This window comes from Rhizobium sp. 01T417 (genome assembly GCF_056398905.1).
Map to the genome: position 1 here is coordinate 58815 of NZ_JBFTQH010000006.1, position 12747 is coordinate 71561.

General features: G+C 58.6%; 15 protein-coding genes. 11 read left to right on the top strand and 4 right to left on the bottom strand.

Going from position 1 to position 12747, the window contains the following annotated elements; genetic code table 11:
- The first annotated feature begins 88 nt into the window (after positions 1-88).
- From AC1DPR_RS08670 to AC1DPR_RS08685, 4 genes are all read left to right on the top strand, one after another.
- A complete protein-coding gene (locus AC1DPR_RS08670) occupies positions 89-334 on the top strand; it encodes a hypothetical protein (RefSeq protein WP_477816114.1) in 246 nt (81 codons plus the stop codon).
- A gap of 218 nt (positions 335-552) precedes the next feature.
- Positions 553-999: a PhnD/SsuA/transferrin family substrate-binding protein gene (locus tag AC1DPR_RS08675; RefSeq protein ID WP_477816115.1), complete on the top strand. Its 447-nt coding sequence runs from the start codon at positions 553-555 to the stop codon at positions 997-999.
- Positions 1000-1124: 125 nt separating this feature from the next.
- Positions 1125-1361, top strand: coding sequence for a hypothetical protein (locus AC1DPR_RS08680; RefSeq protein WP_018858095.1), 237 nt, complete (start codon positions 1125-1127; stop codon positions 1359-1361).
- A gap of 175 nt (positions 1362-1536) precedes the next feature.
- A complete protein-coding gene (locus tag AC1DPR_RS08685) occupies positions 1537-2148 on the top strand; it encodes a transglutaminase-like cysteine peptidase (protein ID WP_477816116.1) in 612 nt (203 codons plus the stop codon).
- Between the two features lie 757 nt (positions 2149-2905).
- On the opposite strand, the gene AC1DPR_RS08690 is transcribed toward AC1DPR_RS08685, so the two are convergent.
- A complete protein-coding gene (locus tag AC1DPR_RS08690) occupies positions 2906-3619 on the bottom strand; it encodes a hypothetical protein (protein ID WP_477816117.1) in 714 nt (237 codons plus the stop codon).
- Positions 3620-3671: 52 nt separating this feature from the next.
- Here AC1DPR_RS08690 and AC1DPR_RS08695 point away from each other — a divergent pair, with 52 nt between their 5' ends.
- Positions 3672-3983 (top strand): hypothetical protein, encoded by a 312-nt coding sequence (locus tag AC1DPR_RS08695; RefSeq protein WP_477816118.1) that lies wholly within the window; start codon positions 3672-3674, stop codon positions 3981-3983.
- A gap of 442 nt (positions 3984-4425) precedes the next feature.
- Here AC1DPR_RS08695 and AC1DPR_RS08700 read toward each other — a convergent pair whose 3' ends face one another.
- The gene (locus tag AC1DPR_RS08700; protein ID WP_477816119.1) at positions 4426-4782 is read right to left on the bottom strand and encodes a hypothetical protein; all 357 of its coding nucleotides are present in this window, start codon (positions 4780-4782) and stop codon (positions 4426-4428) included.
- 5 nt (positions 4783-4787) lie between these two features.
- Complete coding sequence (locus tag AC1DPR_RS08705; RefSeq protein ID WP_477816120.1) at positions 4788-5453, bottom strand: Rap1a/Tai family immunity protein; 666 nt, start codon at positions 5451-5453, stop codon at positions 4788-4790.
- 262 nt (positions 5454-5715) lie between these two features.
- Here AC1DPR_RS08705 and AC1DPR_RS08710 point away from each other — a divergent pair, with 262 nt between their 5' ends.
- The 3 genes from AC1DPR_RS08710 to AC1DPR_RS08720 all read left to right on the top strand — a co-directional run bounded on the left by AC1DPR_RS08710 (position 5716) and on the right by AC1DPR_RS08720 (position 8324).
- A complete protein-coding gene (locus AC1DPR_RS08710; protein WP_477816121.1) occupies positions 5716-6363 on the top strand; it encodes a hypothetical protein in 648 nt (215 codons plus the stop codon).
- A gap of 202 nt (positions 6364-6565) precedes the next feature.
- Complete coding sequence (locus tag AC1DPR_RS08715; protein ID WP_477816226.1) at positions 6566-6805, top strand: transposase; 240 nt, start codon at positions 6566-6568, stop codon at positions 6803-6805.
- Between the two features lie 235 nt (positions 6806-7040).
- Complete coding sequence (locus AC1DPR_RS08720) at positions 7041-8324, top strand: ATP-binding protein (protein WP_477816122.1); 1284 nt, start codon at positions 7041-7043, stop codon at positions 8322-8324.
- Positions 8325-8584: 260 nt separating this feature from the next.
- Here the strand turns inward: AC1DPR_RS08720 and AC1DPR_RS08725 are convergent, their stop codons facing one another.
- Entirely contained in the window at positions 8585-8785 is a 201-nt protein-coding gene (locus tag AC1DPR_RS08725; RefSeq protein ID WP_477816123.1) for a hypothetical protein, read from the bottom strand.
- A gap of 216 nt (positions 8786-9001) precedes the next feature.
- Here AC1DPR_RS08725 and AC1DPR_RS08730 point away from each other — a divergent pair, with 216 nt between their 5' ends.
- The 3 genes from AC1DPR_RS08730 (at position 9002) to AC1DPR_RS08740 (ending at position 12747) form a co-directional block, all read left to right on the top strand.
- Positions 9002-10030 carry a substrate-binding domain-containing protein gene (locus AC1DPR_RS08730; RefSeq protein ID WP_477816124.1) on the top strand — a complete coding sequence of 343 codons (1029 nt, stop codon included), beginning with the start codon at positions 9002-9004 and terminating at the stop codon, positions 10028-10030.
- Positions 10031-10217: 187 nt separating this feature from the next.
- On the top strand, positions 10218-11741 hold the full coding sequence (locus tag AC1DPR_RS08735; protein ID WP_477816227.1) for a sugar ABC transporter ATP-binding protein: 1524 nt from the start codon (positions 10218-10220) through the stop codon (positions 11739-11741).
- Positions 11742-11757: 16 nt separating this feature from the next.
- Positions 11758-12747, top strand: coding sequence for an ABC transporter permease (locus AC1DPR_RS08740; protein WP_477816125.1), 990 nt, complete (start codon positions 11758-11760; stop codon positions 12745-12747).

Below are 12747 nucleotides of genomic sequence, written 5' to 3' on the forward strand. Positions count from 1 at the left end.
CTTCGCGAGGCCGGCAGCTTTAGCCGACGCTGGCATCGGCCGAGACATCGATCTAACAGTGATCATCCTCCCAACGCGATAACATCCAATGCCGCTACTGCGATTAGATCAGAAGCTCCTTGCAACAAAGGAATTCACCGGTTCCGTGGGGCTGTTTGCCGCCTTGCCGATGTACGATTGGCCGGAGGTGCGAGCGGAGACCGATGCGCAGTGGGAGCAGCTTCGGGACGAGTTGCGGTTCCGCGGCATCGACGCCCCGGAACGACTGGCCCGCACGCGCAAAGACCTTCCTTCCAACCCGGAGCTCTCGGGGGACCTGGCGGAACACTCATAGCCTCCGATCCGGCAAATTTGCCAGGCGGCGAGCTCGATCCAAACTCGCTCTGGTTACATCCCGGACTCCTTCTCGCACAGGCATGCTGGGGTCCGATAGAGCGTGGCCTGGCCGATCACATTCAAATAGTCGGCCAACCCGGCTACGACGGTATCGAAGGAGGAAAGGGGCCTCTCTATTCGAGTGCGATAATAATGCGTTGCGGGGAAGAAAAAGCGATGCCGCCCCCGTCCGACGGCAGTGCCGCTATTGCGTTGAACCTGCTGCGCGGACGCCGATTTTTCTACAATGAGGTCGACTCCATGTCCGGCATTCTGGCATTGGCGTCAGACCTCGAAGGCATGGGCGAGACGCTCGACATCTTCTCGCATCGGGAGCAGTGCGGCAGCCACCGCCGGTCGATCAAGGCGGTCGCTGAAGGCGCAGCAGATCTTGCCGCAATTCATTTTAAGTCCTTTTTATGCACATGCCGCACGTATTCGCAGGTGGCCGGAAAGCCTTGTATTTACGGGATTATTTATTTACAAAGGAGAGCGTGCGGTAACGTGAGGACACCACGAGGTATGCGTTCCGTGCCCCCTGCTGTGCCCCCTGGGGCGGGAAGTCGGATGTTGGCGAAGATAGTCCATATGGAAATCAAGAGCGAATATCCGAGCGCCCGCTGATATTTCGGGACTGGCTGAGCAAGGAGAAGAACGAAGTCGATCACGACACGATGTTCGAGCATCTCGACGGATGCCGGTTTCGCGTCACATCAGTATTCCGGTTGGGACAGGCAGGAAATGAAAGATTGGTGTCGATCATCGACTTTTCGAAAGCCTTCTATCCGTCGGACGTGAATGCAGCCGGGCCATACAAGGGCATCTATCAACCGCAGTGGTTTCCAGGCTTCACCTGCCGGGAGCGCGAAGCGGGCACGGTCTGCAACGAGAAGACGGAGACACCGGGTATCCGGCGCGATATCAACCGTATCCGGGCGGCAGTCAGGCATATGAATGATCGCTACTGCAAGACCAGGGCATTCTAGGTGGCAAGAGGCGGTCGTTTTCAAAGATTGGGCCGTCAAACAACCGTCGAGCGCGGCGTAGCAATTTTAGTCATCCGGGTAGCTTGTTTAATCATTCAGGAGGGTCTCAGCGACTAAATGTGAAGGTGAAGGCTTATTAGTTCTTGAGCGCAGCCATTTCGCGGGAGAAAACACCATGCATCCTTTTCGCTTTTCCATTTTCGCGCTCGCGAGTGCACTTGCATCCCACGGAACCGCCGCAGCGGCTTCAATGCTCCAGCCGATCAGGACCATTGGCGCGCCTCGACCGTTTGTCTCGGCCTGTCATCACTACGCGTGGCTTTGCGGTAAGGCCTCGGGCCACGCTATGGGCGATGCCGAGGCCTTCGCTCTCCTGGGTCGCGTGAATACCCAGGTGAATGCAAACGTCAGGCAGGCCGACGATCAATCGACGACCGGAAAGAGCGACGACTGGTCGCTGCCAGTCGACGGCAAGGGAGATTGCGAAGATTTCGCGTTGATGAAGAAAAAGGAGTTGATGGCCGCCGGGTTCCGGTCGGACCGGTTGGCACTTGCCGTCGTGCTGGACCGAGGTGGCAACAATCACGTCGTGCTGATGGCACGGCTCAGCGAGGGCGACTATGTGCTCGATAACCTGAGCGGGGGCATCAAATCCTGGGAAAAGACCGGCTATACCTTCATCGCCCGCCAAAGCTTCGAGCACCAACGTGTCTGGCAAGTGATCCTTGCCGGTCCCCGAGCGAGCGGCATCGTTGCGGCCGACCGCCGCGCTGGCAACCCGGAGTAGCGGCGATTTGATTTTCTTCGACGAATGCGCGCAGATCATCATTCTGCTCTGCGCAACTTCGCCGTCCTATCTCCCTTGGCACTCTTCATGACGCATACCGACAGCACGATCAATTCGCCGGTGGTTCGCCCACGGCTGGAATGACCAAACGCCTCTTGTCTCGTGTCAAAGGGCGGCAGTGCAGTTCGCGCCTCTTATGGACATGCAAGCCCTACCTGTCGGCTTCTATTTTTCGCCAGTTTCGTAGCAGTTGTTCCGTGGTCGAGAGGTGTCCTTGCCGTCACGTCGCAACAATCAATGTCGTGGCAGGCTAGAGCAAGAAATTGGCAGTAAGGAATAATCCGCCGAAGCTCAGAAATACTACATCGCTGCCAGTAAACCGGCCGAAAAGGCGCCGGGCGATTGTGTAGCGGAGCGATAAAAAATGTATCGAAATCTGAAAGGCGGCCGGAGTGGCGCAAATGCGACCGCGCTGACGATCATTCTTGGAATAGCACTCCTAGGCGGCAGCCCATCCTACGCCGCATCGAAGAAAGCACTATTGGCGAGCACCGTTGATACCGGTGCCCTAAGCGCGCAATTAGTAGTCGATTGCGGCAATGCCGTGCCGGGGACGGCTGAGGCAATCCTCTGCCAGCCGACGGCGACTATAAGCGCGGAACGAACGAACATAACCTCCGGCAGACGCGGAACAAAAGACGTAGGCGGCGGAAATCAAACCGTCCCAGGCGCGAGCTCACGTGGCGGTTCCCCTACTTCAGCCGATCATAATCCCGGCAGAGGCGGCCAGCCCAATGGCAATGGGAGAGATAGCAGCAGCGGCAGTCCGGTAGATGACAAAGGCACCACCGGCGGCCAGGGTGGTACCGGCGGCCAAGGCACCACCGGCGACCAAGGCACCACCGGCGGCCAGGGCGGCACCGGCGACCAAGGCACCACCGGCGGCCAAGGCACCACCGGCGACCAAGGCACCACCGGCGGCCAGGGCGGCACCGGCGACCARGGCAGCACCGGCGGCCAGGGCGGCACCGGCGACCAGGGTAGCACCGGCGACCAGGGTGGCACCGGCGGCCAGGGCGGCACCGGCGACCAAGGCAGCACCGGCGGCCAGGGTGGCACCGGCGACCAGGGTAGCACCGGCGACCAGGGTGGCACCGGCGGCCAGGGCGGCACCGGCGAYCAGGGTAGCACCGGCGACCAGGGTGGCACCGGCGGCCAGGGCGGCACCGGCGACCAAGGCACCACCGGCGGCCAGGGCGGCGGCCAGGGTCACAATGGTCACCAGGGCGGCGGCAACTCGGGCAACCAAGGTCACCAGGGCGGCGGCCAGGGTCACAATGGTCACCAGGGCGGCGGCAACTCGGGCAACCAAGGTCACCAGGGCGGCGGCCAGGGTCACAATGGTCAMCAGGGCGGCGGCAACTCGGGCAACCAAGGTCACCAGGGCGGCGGCCAGGGTCACAATGGTCAACAGGGCGGCAGCAACTCGGACACTGACAATTCAAGAAGTGGCAACGGCGGAGATGGAAATTCCGGCAACGGCAACGGGAACGGTGGGGGGAATGGTACCGGGAACGAAGGAAACGGAAACGGGAATTCCGGTAACGGCGGAGACGGAAATTCCGGCAACGGCAACGGGAACGGTGGAGGGAATGGTACCGGGAACGAAGGAAACGGAAACGGGAATTCTGGCAACGGCGGAGACGGAAATTCCGGCAACGGCAACGGGAACGGTGGGGGGAATGGTACCGGGAACGAAGGAAACGGAAACGGAAATTCCGGCAACGGGCACGGGAACGGAAGTTCCGGCAACGGCAACAAAAAGTAGTGACTAGATTTGAGTTGCGAGTGGAAAAGAGGCCTTTAGGGGCCTCTTTTTTCATTGGCTAATCCGAAAGTGTGCCATCGGCGTTCGAACTTGCCTGGCATCGCCTTCAACATCAGTTCGCTGAGAAATGGGTCAACTCCACTCACCGGAGGTTCCGCAATTCCAGTGCTGAATACGATCCCGTCGGGTTCTGCTTCGATTTCTCGTCGCATCCGAACAGATCATCTTGAGCTTTTCAGCACCGCGGGAGTGGGTAGTGGACATAGAGATCGCCAGGCGCAAGGCGAAGGGGACGTGGACCCTCGATGAAAGCGGAAGCCAAAGCCTGGGGCACTGACTTCGACGACCTTATCCCCAGGTTGGGGCCGACGGAACCCCGGATACGAAATGACCAAGTTTCTCGCAACGGTTGACCTTCAGCTTGACACGGTCGGTCGCGTTATCGAGAGCTAGTTGGCTCTTCGCAACATGGATTGCAGCAACCAAGGATCCAGCGCGATCTGTTTTTCATCATCGGGGAGACTAAGCCACGCGAGATTTTTAGCGTTACGACAGGCTTGCCCATTCGGCCAATCCAAAAGCCCATCGCATGTGGTAGCCACTGAGCCACTCGCCACCAACTCGTTGCGAAACAGAGCGGCATAGTACGCGTCTGCCCTGTCAGTAGCCCACATCGATGTGAGCGCGGCGACGGCCAGCATCGTGACGGCCCCCAACACCCATTTCCAGAAATGCCACGTCACATAGGCCACACCAGCGGCAGCAAACACCCCAAGCGCGGGCAAAAAGCCATCCCAGAACGTCATTTACTTCACGCCGGACAAAAGGCTTTCGTGATTGCCGCTATACTGAGGGTCGCCGCCAGTTTGTCCCGTTCTTCCGGGTGGTCGCGCAAGCTATTGGTCACAACATCGACCACCTGCTTCTCACTCACTCCCGCTCGCAAGCAACTGTCGCCCATTACATCGGCCACACCATCAACATAGGCGACGCATAACGCAGTGCGCTCATCACTTGCCGTGCACCAACCGTATAATTCGTTTCCGTTGATAAACCCGCCGTAGATGTTCGTATTAGCGAAGGCAGGCGCAGTCGGAATGGCGCACGCCATGGCCAAGCCCACGGCAGCCGATAGATACTTTTTCATGACAATCCCCAGTGATGCGGTAGCGGTGTCAGCATTCGAATGCCAAGCCAACACCATCCGGCGACGTGAGGATACCACGAGGTATGGGTTTCGTGCCCCCTGCTGTGCCCCCTGCTGAAAAATCGGGATTTCTGCTTGAGGAAGGGAGATCTTCTTTTTATGAATGATTTCAAGATGGTGCGAGCGACAGGGATCGAACCCGTATACCTTGCGGTTAGGGATTGTAAGACCTTTGCCCTGGCACAGCGTTTCGAGCCGGCAGCGAGAGACGTCACGGTCGTAGGGTGGACGGCACGTCGCAAAGGCTTGCCGTACAATACCTCGAGACATACGCCAATCGAAGTCGTCACCCTGCTGCAGGAGGCGCTCATCGGGCTCGGGTGGTGTCTTTCCTAGCCGCCAGGCGCTGACCAGGATCGCGGCGCTTCAAAGCCAGCTTCTCGGCTTCCGCTCCGTCAAATTGACACAGCACGGGATAAAAGGGACCCTAGTGCAAGCGATTCGGTTCGCTGCCAACTTGTATGCGGCGATCAGCGTTGCCCCAGCCCTTGTTTCTCGTTTGGTGTTTCAAGACTCTCAAAGGAGAAGTGCCGTGATCCCATCCGGTCTCTTTTACGACCTCGTTGATTCCCAAATTGCGTTCAAGATCGTGCAGAGGAATTTCAACAGTCCCAACTTCATCTTCAGCGTACCTCGCGTAAAGGACGGGCAGCTCCGCCTGACGATGCTCGGAAGTCAGCCCCTTGTCGGGTCCGCGGATGCCATACTGGCCCGCCTTAACGCCCTTCTGTGCGAACACCCTGTCCGCCAGCCGAACGCCCATTCCTTCAGGCCGGCCACCAGCAATGCGAAGATCGTTGGCTATTCGATCTTTCCCGAGGCCGAGAAAGGCAAGCAGCACGGGTTGCCGGAAGAGATGTCCGTCGAATGCCGCATCATGCCGGCCGACCGTTCAAGTCCCGGGCGGGAAATCTCGATGGTAAGCGTGATTGTCGATGGAAAACATAGCCTTCATCTGATGGAGACGGTCGGCAAGGATAATCTTCAGGAGATCAGTCGGCTTTCCCCGCATGCGCTGCCCATGGAAATCCATGGGGGACTGGCGGCGAATGGCTACTATCAGGAGAGCTTCGTGACCTTATATGGTGAGGAGGCCCTCGAAGAGGCAAAAACGAAGTTGAGAGAGGCCTGCAACCGAGCGGTTTCCGCCGGTACCGACGCCCGACACGCACATCACTGATATCGCTCTCTCCGTTATGAGATTTCGGTCGGCCTGATCGTCAAATGTGCGGGTCCGTGTTCGCCTGATGACTTTGACTTGTTAGCGCCAACGGATGTGTGCGCGATTTTGCGGGTTTGGGTAGCAAATTCCACAAGGTTGGTGTCCGGCGTGAAAAGCAGCCCACGCCTACCAGACCGAGGACGGTACCGACACCAACAGGATCGAGAGTTTCTTCGCCCGCGCCGAGCGCTCGTACGACGGCATCCACCACCGCTTCTCGCTGAAGTACCTGGATTGGTACATGGCGATGGTCGCCTGGAAGGAAGACACCCGCCATATGGGTCTGCGCTGGCAGCTCGCCGACGTGCTGCGTGCGGTCACCCACCGCACGCCGTCTGATCACCTCTGCGGGATACTGGCAAGGTGCGGCAGAGCGTATCGAAGATCAGGTGTGGACTGAGGACACGACGGTCGAGAGGCAGCGCTACCTGCGGTGACCGATCTGGGCTTCGTCATTTCTCCGACGTGTACTGTCAGGTTCACCGGGACGCTATTAACGGTTTCGCCGGATTCCTATTGAAGATTTCCCCCGCATCCTATTGACACTTTCCCCCAATTTCTATTGACACTTTCACCGAAACTCTATTACAACTTTCCCCACATCGAATTGCGTCGACTGTGAGGTGACCACCATCATGGACGAGAGTCTCCTCCCGCGTCATCTGCAGTCCCAACTAAAGGCTGCACTTGCATCAGCGCGAGTGGTTAACATTATTGGACCGCGCCAGGTCGGGAAGACGACACTGGTACGCGATCTATTGAGCGCTAGAAAATTCATCACCTTGGATGACGAGGGTGTGCTTGCAGCTATTGAGGCCGATCCAAAAGGACAGCTGGATTCCCTGTTGGCTGAGACGAAAGCGGGTCCCCTCATTATCGACGAAGCCCAACGATCAACGAAATTAGCTTTGGCGTTGAAGAGAATCGTGGACGAGAACCGAGCAATGGGTCAGTTCGTCCTGACAGGCTCATCCAACGTTTTCATTTCCGCGCACGTGGCGGACTCGTTGGCAGGTCGGGTCCATACAATGACGATGCTTCCGATGAGTGTCGCCGAAACAAAACGCATGGGGCCTGCGAAAATTCTCGACTGGGCATCGGCGAATGACCGTCCCGATCCGCTAGACCTGCCTAAAGCAGAAACGTTGTCCCGGGCACAATACATCGACTTGATAGTCGCAGGCGGTTTCCCCGAGATACGAACTCTGGAAGAGCGCTGGAGGCAAAATCGATACAGAGACTACGTTGACACTGTCGTGGAACGCGACGTCGCGTACATCTTAAAAATAAGAAAATCAGACGCCATGAGGCGAATGATCGATCAGCTAGCTACGCGTGTCGGAAACGAGCTGAATATAGACGAACTGTGTTCAAAGATCAGTTTACAACGGAATACGACCGATACCTACCTCGATATTCTGACCAAGCTCTCCCTATTGCGACGATTGCCTGCGTGGACCTCTGGAGAGACCGGGCGCGACATACGCCAGTCAAAAATCCATCTTGTGGATACTGGGATCGTCGCAGCTTTGAGGAGCATGAACACCCAGAGCTTCAATATTGGCGCGAATCCCACAGCGCTTGGCGGCCTGTTCGAAAATTTCGTTTTCAATGAAATGTGGAAATCCGTCCCCCATCAAATGCGTCAGTGGCGACTTTATCATTGGAGGCATCAACGAGGACGCGAGATAGATATCCTTGCCGAGTCAGACAGAACGATAATCGGCTTCGAGATGAAGACATCGACTACGGTTGAAGCAAAGGACTTCCAACATCTGCGATGGTTTCGAGATGAAGGCCCAGGGGTGAACCGTCCCTTCGTCGGCATCGTCGTCTACATGGGAGAGCGCGTACTCAGTTTCGGCGAAAACATATTCGCGCTCCCTCTTTCGATATTTTGGTCATTCGAAGACAGCTAGCTGGGCAGCCCGGATTAATCCTCAAATGCTTTCCTGGCGATCTACCACAATCTACGACGACCATCGGGAGCACCTGACAAGCGAACCAGGCCCGTCTGCTCCATGCGTACCAGCAGGCCAGAAAACCTTCCAGCCAGATTAGAACCGATCCCGTCAATCTGGCCCCAAAGTCTTCGCGTTCGGCAGCCTGTTTCGACAGATCACCCGCAAGGACCGGTTCTTCGGCATCTCGGAGTAGCTCGAGGACGCCGCGGCGGACATCACGGCCTTCGAGGAGGTCGGTGAAGCGGCGGCCAGGGCTCGGACGCTACTCTTGGATCGAAGACCTTGATCACGGTCACGAAAGCGACCTTGTGCGCCTCCAAGGCGAGCGCTTGCGCCTTGATCTCCTCAAGTCTGGCTTCCAGTTCAGCCAGCTTGGCCTCAGTTCCTCGACGACCAACACCTTGTGCTTGTGGCATTTGCTACCTCAGTCCGCGATTTTGGTCGGTTGCCCCGCTGTCTTCCCTGCGGATGTGAAATATATTTCATTACGTGAATTATATTGACACGCATTTGATCTTCGCCTTTATTGCTCTCATCGGACTTCGAGGAGGAAGTTCGATTTCAACGCGATCAGCGGCGTCAGCGTGACGCCCTCAGGCTTTTGGGAGGGGCTTCGGCCTCGAGGAGGAATCTTGCGCAAATTTATCAGCTCGACCGCCATGGCGGTCCTTGCAGCAACGCTTTTTTCGGGCACGGCATCCGCGGAAACGGACAGTCCGTTCCGCTGCAAGCCGGGTGAAAAATACGTCATGAACGTCATGGTCTCGGGCGTGGAATACTGGTTCCCGGTCTACGAGATGTTCAAGCAGGCCGGTCAGCAGCTCGGCTGCGAAACTGCATATACCGGCACACCGGAATATGACGTCAACAAGCAGATCGCCTCCTTCGATCAGGCGCTGGCCCAGAACCCGGCCGGCATCCTTGTCCATCCGATGAATTCCGATCCGTTCATCGAGCCGATCAACCGCGCCACCGAGCAGGGTACCGCCGTCGTCACCTTTGCCGCCGACTCGCCGCTTTCCAAGCGCGTCTCGTTCATCACTTCGGACAACACCCGCGAAGGCATCTATGCTGCCGACGCAATCGCCGAGAAGCTGGGTGGCAAGGGCGAATATGCGGTTCTGGAAAATCCGGGCCAGGACAATCATGACAAGCGCATCGCCGCCTTCATCGGCCGTATGGAGGAAAAGTGGCCCGACATGAAGCTGGTCGGTCGCGCCGCTTCTAACCAGGACCCGACCAAGGCCTATCAGGGGCTTTCGAGCATCATCCAGGCCAATCCGAATCTCGGCGCGGTCTTCATGCCGGAAGCGAACTCCGCTATCGGCGCCTCACAGGCGTCCAAGGAAAATGGCGGCAAGGTTCTTGTCATGTGCGCCGACGTCAACGCCAACATTCTCGACATGATCAAGGCCGGTGAAGTCTTCGGCTCGATCAACCCGAACCAGGGCATGCAGGGCTACATGGGCTTCATGCTGTTGTGGCTTGCCAAGCATCCGGAGTTGATCGACCCGATGAACGACGCCAAGCGATCGGGCTTCAACCCGATGAGCATCCCGGTGGTCGACAATGGTCTTTCGATCGTCACTGCCGAAAATGCCGACGACTTTTATTGGGACAAGTACCTGAAGCGCCGCGGCACGAAGGGTATCGAGGAGTAAGTGCATCGGCCCTTGTCACCTTCGGAAAGAAGGTGCGCCTGGAGGGCCAAATGAGGGGGATGGTTGGGCCAGAACTAGCCGCACTATCCCCTCAACGCCTTGTAATATCGGCTTTTTCCGTGCTGGGCAGAAAACAGATTATCGCAGCCGCCTCGATCGGGGACCGGTCATGAATAAGGAAATGACGATGGCGGAGCCGGTGCTCACCATTCATGGCATAAGCAAGCATTTCGGGGCGATCCGGGCGCTGACGGATGTCAACTTCACGCTCGAGCGCGGCGAGGTCCATGCGCTCTGCGGCGAAAATGGCGCCGGCAAATCAACGCTGATGAACATCATCGCTGGCGTGCTGCAGCCGACTGAAGGCGAAATCCGCGTCGATGGAAAGCCCGTCCGCATCGCTTCACCGGCTGCCGCGCAGGCGCTCGGAATTGGTCTGGTGCATCAGGAAATCGCCCTCTGCCCTGATGCCACGGTGGCCGAGAACATGTTCATGGCCGCGACCAACCGCCGGCGTGCCCCTTTCATGAATTACCGTGCCTTGGAGCGCGATGCCCAAAAGGTGATGAACCGGCTCGCCGCCATCGACGTCAGCCAGAAGGTCGCGGATCTGCCTATTTCCAGTCAGCAGCTTGTCGAGATCGCCAAGGCCCTGACGCTCGACTGCCGCGTGCTCATTCTGGACGAGCCGACCGCAGCGCTGACCGAAACCGAGACGCAGCAGCTCTTCGCCATCATCCGCGACCTCAAGGCGAACGGCATCTCGATCATCTATATCAGCCACCGCATGGCCGAGATCTTCAGCCTCTGCGACCGCGTGACCGTTTTTCGTGACGGTCGGTATGTCTGCACCGACAAGATCGACGATGTCACGGCTGATGATGTGGTGCGCCGCATGGTTGGCCGCGAGATCACCCAGCTCTATCCGGAAAAGCTCGGGGCCGAAGTCGCCTCCAGCGAAACCATCCTCGAAGTGGATGGCCTCGGTGATGGTGCTCGATTCCATGATATCAGCTTCGATCTGCGCCAGGGTGAAATCCTCGGCATCGGGGGCCTGATCGGCTCCGGCCGCACGGAGATCGCCGAAGGCATTTGCGGGCTACGCCATGCCGACGGCGAAGTCCGCCTGCATAGCAGGCCGCAGGCAATCCGCGCCTATGCGGATGCGGTCAAGGCGGGCATCGTCTATCTGTCGGAAGACCGCAAGGGCTCCGGGGTGTTCCTGGAGATGTCGATCGCCCAGAATATCTCGGTGCTGAACTTGAAGGCACTCACCAACCATGCCGGCCTGCTCAACGGTCGCGCCGAGGCGGCGCTGGCGGAGGATTTGGCGCGGCGGCTTGCGGTGCGCATGGGCGGCGTCGAGGCGCCGGTCAAATCGCTGTCAGGCGGCAACCAGCAGAAAGTGGCGATTGCCAAGCAGCTTGCCGTCAAACCAAAGGTGATCCTGATGGACGAGCCGACACGCGGCATCGATGTCGGCGCGAAGACCGAAATCCATCGGCTGCTGCGCGATCTCGCGGGCTCGGGCATCGGCATCGTCGTTATTTCATCGGAAATGCCGGAACTGCTCGGGCTCTGCGACCGCGTTCTGGTCGTGCGCGAAGGGCGCATTGCCGGCGAAGTGGGCGGGGACGATATGACGGAAGAAACGGTGATCCGCCTCGCATCGGGGGTCAGTGCGGCAAGGACGGCTGATCATGCCGCGTAAGGAGAAAGAGACGGGAATGGCAATCGACACGATAACGGCGTATATCCCGAAAACGGGGCACTTCAAACGCATCGGCAGCATGCGCGAAGCGGGACTGATCGCGATCATCCTGGCGCTTTGCCTCGCCATGAGCTTCGCCTCGCCACACTTCCTAACGCTCGGCAATTTCCGCGCCATGCTGATGAGCTTTTCGGTGGAAGGCATCGTCGTCGTCGGCATGACGATCCTGCTCATCGTCGGCGGCATCGATCTCGCCGTCGGCTCGGTCGTCTGCTTCGCCATGGTGCTCTCCGGCTCGCTGTTTCTTGCCGGGCTCGATCCATGGACGGCCTCACTGATCGGCATTCTTGCCAGCGGCGTCATCGGCGCGATCATGGGTTTCTTCGTGACCGTGGTGGGGCTCAACCATTTCATCACCTCGCTCGCCGGCATGGTGATCGTGCGCGGGCTGTGCCTCATCATCACCAAGGGCACGCCACTCTCGCTCTTTACCCTGCCGGCAGGCTTCAAGGCGGTTGGACAGGGCACCTTCCACGGCATTCCCTACGTCATCCTGATCTTCGTTGCCGTCGTCGTCCTGTTCGATTTCCTGCTGCGCCGGGCCACCGCCTTCCGCAAGGTGTTCTATACCGGCAGCAACGAGAAGGCGGCGCTCTATTCCGGCATCAGGACCAACCAGGTGAAGTTCTGGGTGACGGTTCTCTGCTCGACCCTCGCGGGTGTCGCAGGGGTGATCTACATGTCCCGCTTCGGGGCGGCGACCCCGACCTTCGGCGTGGGCATGGAACTCAACATCATCGCGGCGGCGGTCATCGGCGGTGCCTCGCTCAACGGTGGCTCCGGCACGATCTTCGGCGCCATCCTCGGCATCGCGCTGCTCTCTGTCGTCACGTCGTCGTTGATCCTGCTCGACGTCTCCGTCTATTGGCAAGACATGATCAAAGGCTGCATTCTGCTTGCCGCCGTTTCCATCGACCATTTTCTGCACAAGCGGAAGGCCGCCTGA